Source organism: Pseudomonas sp. Au-Pse12, from assembly GCF_021341665.1.
In the GTDB taxonomy this organism is placed as follows: domain Bacteria; phylum Pseudomonadota; class Gammaproteobacteria; order Pseudomonadales; family Pseudomonadaceae; genus Aquipseudomonas.
In genome coordinates, this window is the sequence record NZ_JAJTTH010000007.1 from 179,456 (window position 1) to 197,114 (window position 17,659).

A 17,659-nucleotide genomic window follows, 5' to 3' on the forward strand; every position below is an offset into this window, starting at 1 on the left:
CCCGGCCAGGGTCAACCTGGCCGGGCTTTTTTATCACCTGGGGTTTTAGAACGCGCCCATGTAATCGCGCTTGCCCACTTCCACGCCGTTGTGACGCAGGATCGCGTAGGTGGTGGTGACGTGGAAGAAGAACTGCGGCAGGCCGTAGGTCAGCAGGTAGGACTGGCCGCTGAAGCGCTTCTCTTTCGGCGTGCCCGGACGGGTCACGATCTCGATGCCTTCCTTGCCATCGATCTGCGCCGGCTGGAGGCCGTCGATAAAGGCCAGGACCTTGGCGATCAACGCCTGCAAGTCGGCGAAGGTGGTTTCAGTGTCGTCGTACTTGGGCAGCTCGACCTCGGCCAGGCGCGCCGAAACGCCCTTGGCGAAATCCACGGCGATCTGCACCTGACGCACCAGCGGGAACATGTCCGGGTACAGGCGCGCCTGCAACAGGGCGTTCGGCTCGATGTTCTTCGCCGTGGCGTGGGCTTCGGCCTTGTGCAGGACATCGCTCAGGGCATTGAGCATTTGCTTGAAGACAGGAACGGAAGCGGCGTACAGGGAAATAGTCATGACAGTCTCGACTGGGATGGCGGGAAAACAACAAGCCGCGATTATAGCGGCACAGGGCCCACCCGGTGGGTTTATCCAGGGCGGTCCTGGCGATAGGCGCTGGGGGCCACGCCGAACCAGCGCTTGAAACTCTGGGAGAAACTCGACAAGTCACTGAAGCCCAGCCGTTCGGCGATCTGCGTCAGGCTCAGCGCCGTCTCGCCAAGCAGTTCCAGGGCCCGAGCGCTGCGTTGCTGGGCCAGCAACTGGCGGTACGTGGTGCCCTCCTCCTGCAAGCGGCGCTTCAAGCTACGCACGCTGGTGTGGTTCAGGCGGGCCAGGCTTGGCAGACACGGCATCACCCCGGCCGGCAAACCGTCGAGCTGCTGGCGCACCCGCGCGGCGACCCCCTGGTGGGCCAGGCGCCGCGCCAGCAATTGCGCACACATCTGCTCACACATCGCCACGGTCAGGGGGTTGGCCTGGGGCAACGGCCGGTCGAGGAAATGTGCGGCAAACGCCAGGCTGTCGGCGCCACCCTGGTAGGCCGGACGCAACCCCAGAATCTGCCCCCTGGCCGCCTGCGCCATGCCCGTGGGGCAAGCCCCGGCACGCGTGAAGCGGCTCAACTGGAAATCGGCGCCGACGATCTCTTGCATCAGTACCGCGGCGGCGGCCATGTCCCGTTGCAACAGAAACTCGCCCAGGGCCAAGTCCTTGACTGGCGGCAAGCTGAAGCTCAGCACGCCCAGCCCACCCTCCAGTCGATAGCCGATGCCAGCGAAGGCGTAAGTCAGCGGCAGGAAACGCAAGGCCAGGGCCAGGGCATCCGCCGGGGTGGCACTGCTGATCAGGCCATAACCGAACAGGCCGTAGGTGGAAAAGTGATAGCGCGCACCCACTTCGTATCCCAGGCCTTGCGGGTGCCCCAGCGCCGCCAGCAGGTTGCTGGCCAAGCGCAGCTCCTGAGCGGCCAGCAGCAGGCTGTTGGGGTCCTGCAGTTGCTCCAGGCCAAGGCCGGTGCCCGCCAGCAAGCGCCTTGGCGACACGCCCTGGTCACGGCCAAAACTCAGTAGCAGCTGGGCGCTGGACGGCCCTCGGGTAAATGACTGAATGCTCATGGGTGCGACTCACCAGGCAATGCATTGGCCCAAATACTAAAGCACTTGTCCCGTTGCAGCATGGGGTCCACGGGTTATTCCCCGCATGCTTCACTGATCGGGGTCGCACCACAGACACAGGGCAGTGGCCCCGGGAGCATCAACCCTGCGCCGCACAACAATAACAACGAGGTCGTCATGCGTGAATTCGCACCCGCTACATACCCGCAACCCCACTCGGCGACGCCGCTGGAGGCGATCATCATCGGCAGCGGCTTCGGCGGCCTGGGCATGGCGATTGCCTTGCGCAAAGCCGGTGTCAGCCGCTTCGTCATCCTCGAAAAAGGCCAGGACGTAGGCGGTGTCTGGCGTGACAACCACTACCCGGGCGCCGCCTGCGACGTGCCTTCGCACCTGTATTCGTTTTCCTTCGAGCCCAACCCGCACTGGTCCCGGGTGTTCGCCCCCCAGGCAGAAATCCACGGCTACCTGCAACACTGCGCCGATGCCTATGGCCTCAAGCCGCATATCCACTTCGACAGTGAAGTGCGGCATGCCCAATTCGACGCCGCCAATGCCTGCTGGCGCGTCACCTGCGCCCATGGCCAGCAGCATGTGGCTCGCCTGCTGATCAGCGCCACCGGCCAGTTGAGCCGCCCGGCCCTGCCCAACCTGCCGGGCATGGACAGCTTCCAGGGCCAGGTCTTCCATTCCGCCCACTGGGACCACCAATACCCGCTGGCCGGCAAGCGAGTGGCGGTGATCGGCACCGGTGCCTCGGCCATCCAATTCGTCCCGGAAGTGGCCCCGCAGGTGGCCGAACTCAAGGTCTTCCAGCGCTCACCGGCCTACATCATGCCCAAGGCTGATCGCCCCTACAGCGCCGAGGAAAAGCAGCGCTTCCAACGCCAACCCTGGAGGATGAAGCTGGTGCGTGCGGCCCACTACCTGCACTTCGAATCCCGGGCACTGGGCTTCACGCGCCTGCAGGGCCTGACCAAGTGGGTGGTCGGCGGCCCGTTCCAGAAGCTGCTGCGCGCCTCGGTCGCCAGCCCCGAACTGCGCCGGCAGATGACCCCGGACTACCCCATCGGCTGCAAGCGCATCCTGCTGTCCAACGACTACCTCAAGACCTTCGACCAACCCCACGTACACCTGGTGACCGAGGGCATCCGGCGGATCACCGAGCACGGCATCGAGACCCTCGACGACCAGCAGCACACCGTCGACGCGATCATCCATGGCACCGGTTTCGCCGCCACCGAGTTCCTCTCGCCGATGCGCATCAGCGGCCGCGACGGGCTTGACCTGAACCAGGCCTGGCAAGGCGGCGCGGCGGCTTACCTGGGCATCAGCGTGCCGGGCTTCCCCAACTTCTTCATGCTCTACGGGCCCAACACCAACCTGGGCCACAACTCCATCATCCATATGCTGGAAAGCCAGATCTCCCACGTCATGCAGGCCCGCCAGGCGCTGCTGGACAGCGGCGCCCGCCAGCTGGAAGTGGACGAACACCGCCACCAGCGCTTTCAACTGCGCATCCAGCGCCGCCTGACCACTTCGGTGTGGAGCGGCTGCAAGAGCTGGTACGTCGACGAACGAGGGCACAACAGCACCAACTGGCCGGGCTTCACCTGGTCCTATCGCTGGCTGGCGCGCTATGCCGGGCTGGCGGCCTATCGCTTGTCCAGCCCGCTGGACGCCCAGTCGCCGGCCTGCCACGGGCAACGGGTGGCCGCCCCCAGGGATGTTTTGGAGCGGGGTAGCGCGGCCATCCTGCGATTCTTTCTGCGGGCCAGCTTCAGGGCCCTGATCGGCCCGCCACGGGCCCTGGAGGCCCAGCGCCGGATCGTCGACCGGCTGTCATGGCTGATGCCCGGCTGCCTGGGTGTCAGCCGCCGGCACCTGCACCTGGGCGAGCTGCAGGTGCAGATAGTCGAACCCGCGGCCGGAGCGGCCAAGGGGGTGATTCTCTACCTGCACGGTGGCGCCTTCTGCCTGGGCAGCCCGCGCTCCCACTACAGCATCACCAGCCGCCTGGCCCGGGACAGTGGCTGCGCCGTGTGGGTACCGGACTACCGCCTGGCCCCCGAACACCCCTACCCCGCCGCGCTGGACGATTGCCTGGCCTGCCATGGGGCGATCCGCGCCCAGGGCTGCCCGACAGACCAGTTGCTGATAGCCGGTGATTCCGCTGGTGGCGCCCTGGCGTTGGCCGTGGCCCTGGCCTTGAAGGAACGTGGCGACGCGGTTGCCGCCGGGATGATGCTGCTGTCGCCGGTCACCGACCCGGACCTGGCCGGCGCCAGCATGCAATCGCGCCAGGAGGCCGACCCGATGATCCGCCGCGACTGGCTGGAACAAGCCCTCAAGGCCTACGCAGCGCCGGCGCAAACGCTGTTGCAGCGCCCGTTGGAAGCAGACCTGCGAGGCCTGCCGCCGATGCTGATCCAGGTGGGCGACCAGGAGCTGCTGCTGTCCGACTCCGTTCGCCTTGCCGAGCGCGCCAGGCAGGCCGGGGTGAGCTGCCAGCTGGAAATCCATGAGGGCCGCTGGCACGTCTTCCAATTGCAGGCGTTCTCCCTGCGCTCCGCCAGGAACGCCCTGCTCGGCCTCGCCCGCTTCAGCCGCCAATGCCTGGCGGCATCGGGCGAGCCCCCGCAGGCCACGGGTTCGACGCAAGCGACACGGCCTGCAACAGATCCGCAACCGAGCTGAACAGGCCGCCCTCGCCCGAAACACCCGGGCGGGGGCGCGGCGGCAACGCCGGCGTTTGTCCGAGTGGCGTCAAGTTCTGATGGCAAGATCCCGGTTCTGAAGGTAAAACAGAGCCCCTCCAAGGTGGCCCACCGGGCCACGGAAAAACCGCCGGGGCTATCCAGCGCCCGGTTGCGGTTTTTCACGACCCACCCATCAGTGACCAAGGGACCAGCACTTATGAGCAGCGAGCACGACACCCCAGGCGAAGAACTGCGCTTGAGCAGTACCGATATCCGCATCCTGGGTTCGTTGATCGAAAAGCAGGCCACCAACCCGGAAACCTATCCCCTGACCCTCAATGCCCTGGTGATCGCCTGCAACCAGAAAACCAGCCGCGAACCGGTGATGAACCTGACCCAGGGCCAGGTCGGGCAAAGCCTGCGCGCCCTCGAAGCCCGGGGTTTCACCCGGCTGGTGATGGGCAGCCGCGCCGACCGCTGGGAACAGCGCCTGGACAAGGCCCTGGAACTGGTACCGGCGCAGTTGATCCTGTGCGGCCTGATGTTTCTGCGCGGCCCGCAGACAGTCAATGAACTGCTGACCCGCAGCGGGCGCATGCATGATTTCGAAGACAGTGAACAGGTCCTGCACCAGCTCGAACGTCTGATCGCCCGGGGCCTGGCCCTGCACATCCCGCGTCAGGCCGGGCAGCGCGAAGACCGCTACACCCACGCCCTGGGCGACCCGGCAGACATCGAAGCGATCCTCGCCGCCCGCGGCAACCCGGCGGAACGCAGCACGGGCGGCGCGGTTTCCGTGGAACGCATCGAAGAACTGGAAGCCCGGATCGCCGCCCTGGAAGAGCGTCTGGCCCAGCTCGAAGGCTGATCCCTGTCGCCGCAGTCGCCGCTTGCGACAGGGCCGAAGGGCCTTCGGCGCCCCCAAAGGGCGGCGCCTCCTTCGGGGTCGATCGCAGCCTGCGGCAGCGGCTACAAGGCCCGGGCGAAGGCCACGGCCTTGCGGAACTGCTCCTCGCTCGGGCGCACGCCGGTATACAGCACAAACTGCTCCAGCGCCTGGATGGCAATCACCTCCAGCCCGGTAATGACCTGCTTGCCCTCGGCCATAGCCCGCAGGATCAATGGCGTCTGCGGCGGCACCGCCACCACGTCGAACACCGTTTGCGCCGCGGCGATGGCTTCGACGTCGAACGCCAGCTGCTGCGCTTGCGGCCCGCCATCCATGCCAATCGGGGTGACATTGATCAGCATCTGCGGGCGCAGGCTGCCCAGCGCTGCCTGCCATTCATAACCCAGGGCGCCGGCCAGGGCGCGCCCGGCCACTTCGTTGCGGGCCACGATCACCCCGTTGGCATAACCACCATCACGCAAGGCGCTGGCCACCGCCTTGGCCATGCCGCCGCTGCCGAGCAGGGCGAAGCTCGATTGCCGTGGCACTTGGTGCTCGGCCAGCAACTGGGCCACCGCGATGTAATCGGTGTTGTAGGCCTTCAGATGGCCGTCGGTGTTGACGATGGTGTTGATCGAGGCAATGGCCCTGGCCGACGCATCCAGTTCGTCCACCAGGGCGATGCAGTCTTCCTTGAACGGCATGGACACACCGCAACCGCGGATGCCCAGTGCGCGAATCCCGCGAACCGCGCCAGGCAGATCCTGGCTGCTGAAGGCCTTGTAGTAGAAATTCAGGCCCAGTTGCTCGTACAGGTGATTGTGAAAGCGCAGGCCGAAATTCCCCGGACGCCCGGACAAGGACATGCACAGCTGAGTGTCTTTGTTGGGGTTCATTTGCATAGTGTTTTCCTCGTTCGGCACTTTCGGATGGACGGGATTGGTCTGATACCCCGCTTGGCCTGATCATATCGACGCGGGTGCACCGGCCCGCTCGACCGCCCAGGGATGACGGTAAAGAGACCGGTACAGACCTTACACAATATTTACTCAGCGGCTGTGCAGATTTCGCCAGGAGCGCTGTCTTAGAAGTATCCCCGCGTCAGTTCTTGAGTCTGGTGCAGACCATAAACGCAGGGGTTGAACCGAGGAAAAACCATGATCTCCAAAATCCCCAAGATAGCCTTGCTCATAGGTGCACTCGCTGTCGCAGGCCAGGCTTCAGCCCACGGTGGTGGTGGCTGGGTCGGGCCCGCCGCGTTGGGTGCTGTTGTCGGCGCTGCCGTAGTGGGTTCGGTGATCTCCAGCCAGGATCGTCCGGTCTATGTGCAGCAGGCACCGGTCTATGTGCAACCGCAGCCGGTGTATGCCGCGCCACCACCACCGGTCTACTACCAGTCGGCACCGGTCTACGTGCAGCAGCCGGTCTACTACCGCCCGGCACCGGTGTACTACGGGCCGCCTCGCGGCTACTACGGCCACCCGCATTACTACTACGGCCCAGGTCCCGGCCGCTGGTAACAGGCAACGGAATCAAACCACAGGCCCCGCCCCCAAAGCGTAATGCTGTTCACTTAACAAAAACGGCGCTTCCTCAAGATGAGCAAGCGCCGTTTTTCCTGGGCTTCGCTGCCACCCCAAAAGAGACGAGCATTACCCTGTGGCGAGGGAGCTTGCTCCCGCTGGGGTGCGCAGCGCCCCCAGTAGCGTCCACGCGGTGAGCCTGGTAAACCGCGCCGGCAGGTTTTACGACCGCTACGCGGCCGAGCGGGAGCAAGCTCCCTCGCCACAACAGGCCTTGTCACTACAACAAGCCCCCCCGCTCGTCCGGCCGCTTAAGTGAACAGCATTACGCCCCCAAAGCGGGGCTTGTTGCATTTTGCCATCACTCGAATGTCTGAATCATTCAGGATAATGTCGTGCCTGGAACAGTATTTGCCTTTAAATCCGGCAATAGTGTGCTGATCCCTCGGCCGTCGTGAGCAACATGCAACTGTCATGTTTGTGTCATTCAAGGACGACAAGATCGACACAGTCCGCTCGCCCCTGGCCCATAACAACAAGGACGAACCCATGCCCACGCAAAACCCGCACCGCGTCGCCGGCCTCTGCACCTCTAGCCGGGTGTATGACGCCCTGACCGAACTCAAGCACCTCGAAGGCCACCGCAGCGCCAAGTTCCTCTCGCTGCTGGCCCAGAACCTGGTGCGCAAGGGCCTGCTCAACGAGCAGGAAGTGCTGCACATGCTCGACCAGGTGGTGGACTGAGCAAGCGCTGCCGGTAGCACTGGCCTCAATGTCCACTTTCGGATGGGGTGATTTTTCGTAGCACTTGGGGCTTTGTAAGGTAACCCCTCGCCAATCGAGGAGGTTGCCATGCCCAAGGTCCAGATCATGTCCGTCATCGGCAGTGCCGTCCTCGCATCGCTCAAGGAGCGATGACAAAGCCGTCGTGAACTCGGCGTCCTCGGGTTTAGTCCGCAGCCGCGGCGCCAAGTGCTGTTTTTTCTGCACGCGGCATAGACCCAGATCAATGAATGCGCCGGCGCACTGGCTTACCCTCGCGACCTTTTGCGACCGACAGCCCCATGACGCTCCTCGCCAAACCCGAACTCCTGGCTCCCGCCGGCACCCTGAAGAACATGCGCTACGCCTTCGCCTACGGCGCCGATGCGGTGTACGCCGGCCAGCCGCGCTACAGCCTGCGGGTGCGCAACAACGAATTCGACCACGCCAACCTGGCCCTCGGCATTCGCGAGGCCCAGGCCCAGGGCAAGCGTTTCTACGTGGTGGTCAACATCGCCCCGCACAACGCCAAGCTCAAGACCTTCCTCAAGGACCTGCAACCGGTCATCGACATGGCCCCGGACGCGCTGATCATGTCCGACCCGGGCCTGATCATGCTGGTGCGCCGGCACTTCCCGCACATGCCGATCCACCTCTCGGTGCAGGCCAACACGGTGAACTGGGCCAGCGCCGAATTCTGGCAGCAGCAGGGTCTGACGCGGATCATCCTGTCCCGGGAACTGTCCCTGGAAGAGATCGAGGAAATCCGCCAGCAAGTGCCGGCCATGGAGCTGGAAGTCTTCGTCCACGGCGCGCTGTGCATGGCCTACTCCGGGCGCTGCCTGCTGTCGGGCTACATGAACAAGCGCGACGCCAACCAGGGCACCTGCACCAACGCCTGCCGCTGGAAATACAAGGCCGAGCAAGCCACCGAGAATGACCTGGGGGAAATCGTCCAGACCTTCCAGCCGGAGCCGACCCTGGGCCTGGGCGCCCCTACCGAGCAGGTGTTCCTGCTGCAGGAAGCCAACCGCCCGGACGAGCTGATGCCAGCCTTCGAGGACGAGCACGGCACCTACATCATGAACGCCAAGGACCTGCGGGCGGTGCAGCACGTGGAGCGCCTGACCCGCATGGGCGTGCACTCACTGAAAATCGAAGGCCGGACCAAGTCGCACTTCTACTGCGCGCGCACCACCCAGGTGTATCGCCGGGCGATCGACGACGCGGCGGCCGGGCGCGAGTTCGACCGCAGCCTGATGAACGACCTGGAGTCCCTGGCCCAGCGCGGCTACACCGAAGGCTTCCTGCGGCGCCATGTGCATGACGAGTACCAGAACTACCAGAACGGCAGCTCGGTGTCGGAGCGCCAGCAGTTCGTCGGCGAACTGACCGGCGAACGCCGTGACCGCCTGGCCGAAGTCAAGGTGAAGAACCGTTTTGCCGTGGGCAACCACATGGAACTGATGACCCCCAAGGGCAACTTCCACTTCGACCTGCACGAACTGCAGAACGCCAAGGGCGAAGCCATCGAAGTCGCCCCGGGCGATGGCCACACGGTGTACCTGCCGATCCCCGATCAAGTGGACCTGCGCTTCGCCCTGCTGATGCGCGACATCAACGACTGATACGCCTCGCCGCTGCCGGACCACCTCGCCGGCCCGGCAGCGGCCACAGGGTCAGATGCGGAACTGCCCCACCAATCGACCCAGGCGCTGGCCCAGGTCCGCCAGGCTGCGGGACGTCTGGGCCCCGCGCTGGGTTTCATCGGCCACGCTGTCCACCGCCACGGCGATCTGATGCACGCTGCGGTTGATCTCTTCGGCCACCGCAGTCTGCTCTTCGGCAGCGCTGGCAATCTGCGCGTTCATTGAATTGATGGTGCCGATCAGCTGGGCCATGGTGTCCAGCGAAGCCCCGGCCTCGTTGGCCTTGACCGAGGTACCGTCGCCGGCGTCGCTGGAGCGGCGCATGGCGTCCACCGCCACCCGGGTGCCCTGCTGCAGACGGTCGATCATGCCCTGGATTTCCTGGGTGCTCTGCTGGGTGCGGCTGGCCAGGGCCCGCACTTCGTCGGCGACCACGGCAAAACCGCGCCCGGCCTCCCCGGCCCGGGCCGCTTCGATGGCGGCGTTGAGCGCCAGCAGGTTGGTCTGTTCGGCAATCGAGCGGATCACGTCCAGCACGCTGACAATCGACGACACGTCCTGCTGCAGGCTGTCCAGGGAAGTGCCGCTGTTGCGAATATCACTGACCAGGGAATGGATCTGCTGGATGCTGCCGTCCACCACGCGCTTGGCCGCCTGGCCTTCTTCATCGGTCTGCTGCGCCGCCACCGCCGCGCCCTGGGCACTGCGCGCCACTTCCTGGGCGGCGGACGACATTTCATTGATCGCCGTGGCCACCTGATCGGTCTCGTGGCGCTGGCGTTCCATGGCCTGCTCGGAACGGTGCGCCTGATCCGACACCTGGGTCACCAGCTCGGTGAGCTGCCCGGTCATCTCGGTGATCTGCCGCACCAGGCTGTGGATCTTGTCGACAAAGCGGTTGAACGAACCGGCCAGTTGCCCCAGCTCGTCCTGGCTGGTGATCGCCAGGCGGCGGGTCAGGTCGCCCTCACCGGCGGCGATGTCATCCAGGTTGGCCTTCATCAGGTTCAGCGGCCGCAACATGGTGTTGGCCACCAGAATGCCCAGGCCCGCGATCACCAGCAGCACCACCGCGGCGATCCCGAGAATGCTCAGGACCATGCCTTCCATGCGCTGGTTGACGCTGTTCTCCACCGCCGCCACCTGGGCGTCGATGCCGTCGAGGTTGACCGAGGTGCCCAGCACCATGTCCCACTTGGGCAGGTACTCGGTGTAGCCCAGCTTGGGCACCAGCACATCGCTGCCCGGCTGGGTCGAGCTGTACTGCACGTAGTGGCTGCCGTCCTTGCCCACGCGCACCAGCTCGCGGTTGACGTAGACCCCGTTGGGGTCGCGGTTGTCCTTGAAGCTCTTGCCCACGCCGTCCGGGCTGTTGCCCTTGAACAGGCGCACGGTCTCGGAGTCGTAGCCGAAGAAGTAGCCGTCCTTGCCGTAGCTGATGTTCGACAGCAGCTTGACCACCTCGGCCCGGGCCGCCTGATCCCCTGGTGCCGCCGCGTCGTACAGTGGCTTGACCGTGTTCAGGGCCACTTCGACATAGCTCTGCAGCGTGGCCTTGGCCTCACCCAGCAGCCGATGACGGGTTTCCTCGACTTCCTTCTGCGCCTGCTGGCGCAGCATGAACACCGTGCTCAGGCTGATCACCAGGGCGAACAACAGTACCGGGAGGACTGCCAGGGACAGGACTTTGGCCTTCAGGCTCAAGCGCATAGTGGGCTCACTCTTGGTTTTTTATTGGCGTGATATCCGCGTTAGCGGCACGCCAAAACAAAAGTTGAGCCTGAACCCGTAGCAGCCGGCTTGCCGGCGCCTGCAACACCCCCCGGCTACTACGAGCGCGAGATGATCAGAGGACCATGGCGGCCACCCAGCCGAAGGCCAGCAGTGGCAGGTTGTAGTGCAGGAAGGTCGGGACCACGGTGTCCCAGATATGGTGGTGCTGGCCATCGATGTTCAGGCCCGAGGTCGGCCCCAGGGTCGAGTCCGAGGCCGGCGAGCCCGCGTCACCCAGCGCCCCGGCGGTGCCCACGATGCAGACGATCGCCAGCGGGCTGAAGCCCAACTGCACGCACAACGGCACGAAGATCGCCGCAAGGATCGGCACCGTGGAAAACGACGAGCCGATGCCCATGGTCACCAGCAGCCCCACCAGCAACATCAGCAAGGCGCCCACGCCCTTGCTGTGGCCGATCCACGCCGCCGAGGCCTGGACCAGCGAGTTGACCTCGCCGGTGGCCTTCATCACTTCGGCAAAGCCCGAGGCGGCGATCATGATGAAGCCGATCATGGCCATCATCTTCATGCCTTCGGTGAACAGGTCGTCGGTCTCGCGCCAGCGCACGATGCCCGACACCGAGAAAATCAGAAACCCGCACAATGCGCCGATAATCATCGAGTCCAGCAGCAGCTGGATCACGAACGCAGCGACGATGGCCACCGCCGCCACCAGCAAGGTCCGCGGGTTGTACTGCACCGCCACCTGCTCGACCTTCTCGATCCGGTCCAGGTCATACACGCGCTTCTTGCGGTAGCTGACAAAGGCCAGCAGCAAACCGCAAAGCATGCCCAGGGCCGGAATGCCCATGGCGTGAGTGACGTTGACCTGACTGATGTCGACCCCGCTGCGGGCCACGTTGGCCAGGAGGATCTCGTTGAGGAAGATGTTGCCAAAGCCGACCGGCAGGAACATGTAGGGGGTGATCAGGCCAAAGGTGATGACGCAGGCGATCAGCCGCCGGTCCAATTGCAGCTTGGTCAGCACATACAGCAGCGGCGGCACCAGCAGCGGAATGAAGGCAATGTGGATCGGCAGGATGTTCTGCGAGGCAATCGCCACCACCCACAGCAGGCCGATCAGCAGCCACTTGACCTGACCACCCCCGTGGGCGTCCTGGCGATCCACCAGCACCAGGATCTTGTCCGCCAGGGCGTGGGCCAGCCCGGATTTGGCGATGGCCACGGCGAACGCGCCGAGCAAGGCATAGGACATGGCCACGGTGGCACCGCCGCCCAGGCCACTGTTGAACGCCTTGAGCGTGGCCTCGATACCCAGGCCGCCGGTCAGGCCGCCCACCAGCGCGCCAACGATCAGGGCAATCACTACATGCACGCGGGACAGGCTGAGCACCAACATCACGCCAACCGCGGCAATTACTGCGTTAATCATCGTTACCTCATTACTGCACCAGCAAAAATGGCGCAAAAGCCTGTGACCGACCGGAAGGCAGCGGGCTGCCGACATCGAAATGAAAGAGGTTCTTATTAGGGGCGCGCACTTTGCAGCAGCAGGCCCGGCTTGTCAAAACCCGGCTCCTGTCGAGCCCCATGCCAGCGAAGCTCCCAAGCCCCACACCCTCCCCGTGGCGAGGGAGCTTGCTCCCGCTGGGCGGCGCAGCAGCCCCAAAGCTTCGCGGTTTATTTCGAACAAGCGTTTAAAGAACACCGTTCGTCGGCCGCTACAGTGCAAAGTCTCAGATATTTATCGAATAAAGGACGTCTCCATGTCGCTCAGACAACTTTCCATCCAATGGAAGATCACCCTGCTGGCCGGACTCTGCCTGTTGGGCATCGTGTCGCTGTTGGTGGGGCTTTCGCTGTATCGCATGGAGCACAACTCCGAGCTGGTGAAGGCCTCGAGCATGGAGATGCTCAACGAAGCCGCCCAGGCGCGGATCGAGGCCCAGGGTGAAGTCCAGGCGCTGGGGATCCGCCAGCAGTTCATGGACGCCTACCAGTACGGCCACGGCTTCTCGCGCCAGGTGCTGTTCCTGCGCGAACAGGCGGAAAAGCGCTTCCTCGACGCCTTCGACCTGCGTGAGGACCTGACCCGCCAGGTCAAGTCGGCGCTGCAGGCCAACCCCGACCTGCTGGGCCTGTCCCTGGTGTTCGAAGCCAACGCCCTGGATGGCAAGGACGAATTGTTCAGCGGCCAGGGCGAGCTGGGCAGCAACGAAAAGGGTCGCTTCGCCCTGTACTGGTCGCAGCCCACCCCCGGCAAGCTGACCGCCATGTCGCTGCCGGAAAGCGACATGAGCGACACCCGCACCGGCCCCAGCGGCCAGCCGGCCAATGCCTGGTTCACCTGCCCGCGCAGCACCCTCAAGCCCTGCGTGATCGAACCCTACTTCTATGACATCGACGGCCAGAAGGTGCTGATGACCAGCATCGTCTTCCCGCTGCTGGTGAACGGCAAAGTCATCGCCTCGCTGTCGGTGGACATCAACCTCAACAGCCTCCAGGCGGTCAGCCAGAACGCCAGCAAGCGCCTCTATGCCGGCCAGACCAACGTCAGCATCCTGAGCCCGGTGGGCCTGCTGGCCGGCTACAGCCCGGACGCCAGCAAGCTCAGCCAGCGCCTGGACAGTGTCGACACGGCCAACGGCGCCGAACTGCTGCGCCTGCTGTCCAGCAGCACCCAGACCCAGAGCCTGCACAGCAACAACGAGCTCAAGGTGCTGGCCCCCTTCACCCCGATTCCCGGCGGCAAGGCCTGGGGCGTGCTGCTGGACGTGCCGGAAAAGGTCCTGGTGGGCCCTGCCGAAGCGCTGAAGAGCGAGCTCGACGCGCGCAACAACAGCGGCACCCTGATCGAACTCGGCCTCGGCCTGCTGGCCGCGGTGGTCGGCCTGCTGCTGGTGTGGCTGATGGCCCGCAGCGTGACCCGGCCGATCCTCGGCGTGGCCCACATGCTCGAAGACATCGCCAGCGGCGAAGGCGACCTGACCCGGCGCCTGGCCTACGACAAGCAGGACGAGCTGGGCCAGCTGGCCGGCTGGTTCAACCGCTTCCTCGACAAGCTGCAACCGATCATCGCCGAGGTGAAGCGCTCGGTGCAGGACGCCCGCGGCACCGCCGACCAGTCTTCGGCGATCGCCACCCAGACCAGCGCCGGCATGGAACAGCAATACCGCCAGGTCGACCAGGTGGCTACCGCTTCCCATGAAATGAGCGCCACCGCCCAGGACGTCGCCCGCAGTGCGGCCCAGGCCGCCCAGGCGGCACGGGACGCCGACCAGGCCACGCAGCAGGGCCTGAGCGTGATCGACCACACCACCCGCAGCATCGACCTGCTGGCCGCCGACATGAGCACCGCCATGACCCAGGTCGAAGGCCTGGCCAGCAACAGCGAGCAGATCGGTTCGGTACTGGAAGTGATCCGCGCCATCGCCGAACAGACCAACCTGCTGGCGCTGAACGCGGCCATCGAGGCGGCCCGTGCCGGGGAAGCCGGGCGCGGCTTTGCGGTGGTGGCCGATGAAGTGCGCAACCTGGCCCAGCGCACCCAGGCATCGGTGGAAGAAACCCGCCAGGTGATCGAGCAGCTGCAAAACGGCACCCGAGACGTGGTGGGCTCGATGAACAACAGCCATCGCCAGGCCCAGGGCAGCGTCGAGCAAGTCGGGCAGGCGGTCACCGCCCTGCGCCAGATCGGCGATGCGGTGACCGTGATCAGCGACATGAACCTGCAGATCGCCAGCGCCGCCGAACAGCAGAGCGCGGTGGCCGAAGAGATCAACAGCAACGTGGCGACCATTCGCGATGTCACCGAGTCGCTGTCGGAACAGGCCAACGAGTCGGCGCGGGTCAGCCAGTCGCTCAACAGCCTGGCCAACCAGCAACAGCGCCTGATGGATCAGTTCCGCGTCTGACCCTGTCCGAAGGCCCTTCGGGCCTTGTCGCAGCCTCGCCATGGCTCGGCAACGGCTACACCGGCACCAAACCAATGGTGTAGCCGCTGCCGCAGGCTGCGAACGGCACGCAGGGCCGCCAAGATATAGAGGCCTCCAAGGTTCGAAGGTCGAGCGCCGGCCGAGTTCAGCGCTTGGGCAGCTCGATCTCCACCCGCAAGCCGCCCCACTCGCTTTCCCCCAGGCTCAGGCGGCCGCCACAGGCGTCGACGATGTCGCGCACGATGCCCAGGCCCAGCCCATGGCCATCGGTCTGTTCATCCAGCCGGGTACCGCGACTGAACACCTCCGCCCGCCGTGCCTCGGGAATGCCCGGGCCGTCGTCATCCACCCTCAGGCAATAGCCCTGGGCGCGCTCCTCGACGCTCAGGCGCACCTGCGCATCCGCCCATTTGCAGGCGTTGTCCAGCAGGTTGCCCAAGAGCTCCAGCAGGTCCTCGCGGTCCCAGGGCAGGCGCAACCCCGGCGGCGCCTGGTAGCTCAGGTCCAGGTGCTGGCCATGGATCATGTTCAGGGTCGCCAGCAAGCCCGGCAGTTCGGTGTCGCACTCGAACAGCGCCCCCGGCAGCGCATCCCCAGCCAGCCGCGCCCGATTGAGCTCACGGTTGAGACGCTGCTGCACCTGCTCCAGCTGTTCCTGGAGAATCCTGCGCAGCTCGGGGTGGCCGTCGAGCCTGGGCCCCGACGCCAGGCTCAGGAGCACTGCCAGCGGTGTTTTCAGGGCATGGCCAAGGTTGCCCAGGGCATTGCGGGAACGGTTGAGGCTGTCTTCGGTATGCGCCAGCAGGTGGTTGATCTGCGCCACCAAAGGCTCCAGTTCCACCGGCACCTGGGCATCGAGCTGCGAGCGCTGGCCCTGCTGCAACTGGGCGATCTGCTCGCGCGCGGTTTCCAGGGGCCGCAGGGCCCGGCGCACGGTCAGGCGTTGCAGCAGCAGGATCAGCAGCAACCCGGCCAGCCCCAGCCCGAGGCCGATCTGGCGCATGCGCTGGAAGCTTTCACGCACCGGGGTGTAGTCCTGGGCCACGCTGATGGAAATGGACTGGCCCAGGCGCTTGTAGTCGCTGCGCAACACCAGCAGTTGCTGGCCCTCGGGCCCCAGTTGCAGGTTGCCTTGCAGGCCGGCGCGCTCCAGCTGCGGCAGCTCCTGGTCCCACAGGGAACGGGAACGCCAGTGCACATCGGCAAAATCGATACGAAAGTAATGCCCGGAAAACGGCCGCTGATAGGCCGGCGACAGGCGCCGCTCATCCAGCTGCAAGCCCTGGGGGCCACGCACCAGGGCCAGCAGCAGGCTCTCGCTGTCGTTGCGCAGGCCGGCTTCCAGGTAGCGTTGCAGGCCCATTTCGAACAGCCACAGACTGGTCTGCGCCAGCACCAGGCCGACCACCAGCATCACCGTGATCAGGCCCAGGCTCAGGCGCCGCTGGATCGACCTCACGAATCAGTCCCGCCGAACAGGTAGCCCTGGCCGCGGCGGGTTTCGATCACCTCGCGGCCGAGCTTGCGCCGCAGGTGGTTGACGTGGACTTCGAGGACGTTGGAGTCGCGCTCGGTTTCACCGTCGTAGAGGTGTTCGGCCAAGTGGCTTTTGGACAGGATCTGCTGCGGGTGCAGCATGAAATAGCGCAGCAGGCGAAACTCGGCGGCGGTCAGCAGCACATCCTGGCCATCGCGCACCACGCACTGGCGGCCCTCATCCAGGTGCAGCCCGGCGGCCTGCAGGGTCTGCTGGTTGGCCTGGCCGTGGGAACGGCGCAGCAGGGCCTGGACCCGCAGGTGCAGCTCTTCCGGATGAAAGGGTTTGCTCAGGTAGTCGTCGGCACCGGCCTTGAGGCCCTCGATGCGCTCGGCCCAGGAACCGCGGGCGGTGAGAATCAGCACCGGGGTCGCCAACCCGTCCGCGCGCCACTGGCGCAATACGTCCAGGCCCGGCACCCCGGGCAGGCCCAGGTCGAGAATGATCAGGTCGTAGGGTTCGCTGGCGCCCTGGTACAGCGCGTCGCGGCCATCGGCCAGCCAGTCCACGGCGTAGCCCTGCAGCTTCAGGCCTTCGAGCAGTTCATCGGCCAGGGGTACATGATCTTCCACCACAAGCAGGCGCATCAGTCGTCTTCCTCATCTTTCAACAGGCGCCCGGTGGCGGCGTCCAGGTCCAGCTCGCGGACCACGCCGTCCACGGTCAAGAGCTCGACTTCATAGATGTACACATCGTGTTTTTCTTCCAGCTCGGCTTCCAGCAGCTTGGCCCCGGGGTAGCGGTCCATGGCCTGCTTGAGCAACTGTTCCAGGGGCAGGATCACCCCTTGCTGGCGCAGGCGCAGGGCCTCGTCCTGGTCCAGGTCGCGGGCCAGGGCCAGGGAGCAGAACAGCAGCAACGCCAGGGCGGCACGGCTGCCGACGGTGCGCAGAGTCCAGTTCATTAGGTGTCCTGATGATCCTTGAGTACCTGGCCGCTCACCGCGTCCAGTTCCAGGTCCCATTCCAGCCCCTGCGGGTCGCGCAGTTCAACCTGGTAGATGTACTTGCCGTACTCCTCTTCCAGCTCGGTTTCACTGATGCTCGCCCCAGGATGCCGGGACAGGGCCGTGGCATTGAGTTTTTCAAAGGACACAATGGTACCAGCGTCGCGCAGCCGCAGGGCTTCGTCGGGGCCCAGGTCGCGGGCATGGGCCAGGCTGGCGGTCAGGGCGATCAGGCTGGCGCTGAACAGCGCGGTCAGGGTTTTCATGGCAGTTCTCCAAAGTCGCTGGCCAAATGGCCGATGCCGCAGACGATACCCAAGGCAACTTAAT

The 17,659-nt window shown here is 65.2% G+C and carries 15 protein-coding genes and 2 pseudogenes; 7 read left to right on the plus strand and 10 right to left on the minus strand.

Annotation, left to right across the window (positions count from 1 at the left end):
- Window positions 1-45: 45 nt before the first annotated feature.
- Window positions 46-555: a DUF1993 domain-containing protein gene (locus tag LXM55_RS21005; protein WP_047337329.1), complete on the minus strand. Its 510-nt coding sequence runs from the start codon at window positions 553-555 to the stop codon at window positions 46-48.
- Window positions 556-626: 71 nt separating this feature from the next.
- Window positions 627-1,655: an AraC family transcriptional regulator gene (locus LXM55_RS21010; RefSeq protein WP_233322139.1), complete on the minus strand. Its 1,029-nt coding sequence runs from the start codon at window positions 1,653-1,655 to the stop codon at window positions 627-629.
- Window positions 1,656-1,832: 177 nt separating this feature from the next.
- On the opposite strand from LXM55_RS21010, the gene LXM55_RS21015 reads away from it, so the two are divergent.
- Complete coding sequence (locus LXM55_RS21015) at window positions 1,833-4,352, plus strand: flavin-containing monooxygenase (protein ID WP_233322140.1); 2,520 nt, start codon at window positions 1,833-1,835, stop codon at window positions 4,350-4,352.
- Between the two features lie 219 nt (window positions 4,353-4,571).
- Complete coding sequence (locus tag LXM55_RS21020; RefSeq protein WP_233322141.1) at window positions 4,572-5,222, plus strand: YceH family protein; 651 nt, start codon at window positions 4,572-4,574, stop codon at window positions 5,220-5,222.
- Between the two features lie 101 nt (window positions 5,223-5,323).
- Here the strand turns inward: LXM55_RS21020 and LXM55_RS21025 are convergent, their stop codons facing one another.
- On the minus strand, window positions 5,324-6,145 hold the full coding sequence (locus LXM55_RS21025) for a shikimate 5-dehydrogenase (protein ID WP_233322142.1): 822 nt from the start codon (window positions 6,143-6,145) through the stop codon (window positions 5,324-5,326).
- A 255-nt stretch (window positions 6,146-6,400) separates the two neighbouring features.
- Here LXM55_RS21025 and LXM55_RS21030 point away from each other — a divergent pair, with 255 nt between their 5' ends.
- From LXM55_RS21030 to trhP, 3 genes are all read left to right on the plus strand, one after another.
- Complete coding sequence (locus tag LXM55_RS21030) at window positions 6,401-6,763, plus strand: hypothetical protein (RefSeq protein WP_233322143.1); 363 nt, start codon at window positions 6,401-6,403, stop codon at window positions 6,761-6,763.
- A 552-nt stretch (window positions 6,764-7,315) separates the two neighbouring features.
- Window positions 7,316-7,510 (plus strand): hypothetical protein, encoded by a 195-nt coding sequence (locus LXM55_RS21035; protein ID WP_011062291.1) that lies wholly within the window; start codon window positions 7,316-7,318, stop codon window positions 7,508-7,510.
- A gap of 320 nt (window positions 7,511-7,830) precedes the next feature.
- Window positions 7,831-9,156 (plus strand): prephenate-dependent tRNA uridine(34) hydroxylase TrhP, encoded by a 1,326-nt coding sequence (trhP, locus tag LXM55_RS21040; protein WP_233322144.1) that lies wholly within the window; start codon window positions 7,831-7,833, stop codon window positions 9,154-9,156.
- Window positions 9,157-9,207: 51 nt separating this feature from the next.
- Here trhP and LXM55_RS32765 read toward each other — a convergent pair whose 3' ends face one another.
- The 3 genes and pseudogenes from LXM55_RS32765 to LXM55_RS21050 form a co-directional block, all read right to left on the minus strand.
- The gene (locus tag LXM55_RS32765; RefSeq protein ID WP_371920316.1) at window positions 9,208-10,029 is read right to left on the minus strand and encodes a methyl-accepting chemotaxis protein; all 822 of its coding nucleotides are present in this window, start codon (window positions 10,027-10,029) and stop codon (window positions 9,208-9,210) included.
- Between the two features lie 84 nt (window positions 10,030-10,113).
- A pseudogene (locus LXM55_RS32770) lies at window positions 10,114-10,887 on the minus strand (cache domain-containing protein); the annotation flags it as partial.
- A 136-nt stretch (window positions 10,888-11,023) separates the two neighbouring features.
- Window positions 11,024-12,340: a Na+/H+ antiporter family protein gene (locus LXM55_RS21050; RefSeq protein WP_233322271.1), complete on the minus strand. Its 1,317-nt coding sequence runs from the start codon at window positions 12,338-12,340 to the stop codon at window positions 11,024-11,026.
- Window positions 12,341-13,820: 1,480 nt separating this feature from the next.
- Here LXM55_RS21050 and LXM55_RS32775 point away from each other — a divergent pair.
- A pseudogene (locus LXM55_RS32775) lies at window positions 13,821-13,967 on the plus strand (HAMP domain-containing protein); the annotation flags it as partial.
- 102 nt (window positions 13,968-14,069) lie between these two features.
- The gene (locus LXM55_RS32780) at window positions 14,070-14,825 is read left to right on the plus strand and encodes a methyl-accepting chemotaxis protein (RefSeq protein WP_442799778.1); all 756 of its coding nucleotides are present in this window, start codon (window positions 14,070-14,072) and stop codon (window positions 14,823-14,825) included.
- Between the two features lie 166 nt (window positions 14,826-14,991).
- Here the strand turns inward: LXM55_RS32780 and LXM55_RS21060 are convergent, their stop codons facing one another.
- The 4 genes from LXM55_RS21060 to LXM55_RS21075 are packed head-to-tail and all read right to left on the minus strand — an operon-like array spanning window position 14,992 to window position 17,595.
- On the minus strand, window positions 14,992-16,305 hold the full coding sequence (locus LXM55_RS21060) for a sensor histidine kinase (protein ID WP_233322147.1): 1,314 nt from the start codon (window positions 16,303-16,305) through the stop codon (window positions 14,992-14,994).
- Window positions 16,302-16,970, minus strand: a complete 669-nt coding sequence (locus LXM55_RS21065; RefSeq protein WP_233322148.1) for a response regulator transcription factor — start codon at window positions 16,968-16,970, stop codon at window positions 16,302-16,304. The genes LXM55_RS21060 and LXM55_RS21065 overlap by 4 nt, the downstream gene beginning before the upstream one ends.
- Window positions 16,970-17,287, minus strand: coding sequence for a PepSY domain-containing protein (locus LXM55_RS21070; RefSeq protein WP_233322149.1), 318 nt, complete (start codon window positions 17,285-17,287; stop codon window positions 16,970-16,972). Before LXM55_RS21070 ends, LXM55_RS21065 begins: the two co-directional genes overlap by 1 nt.
- A complete protein-coding gene (locus LXM55_RS21075; RefSeq protein ID WP_060840214.1) occupies window positions 17,287-17,595 on the minus strand; it encodes a PepSY domain-containing protein in 309 nt (102 codons plus the stop codon). The genes LXM55_RS21070 and LXM55_RS21075 overlap by 1 nt, the downstream gene beginning before the upstream one ends.
- Window positions 17,596-17,659 lie beyond the last annotated feature (64 nt).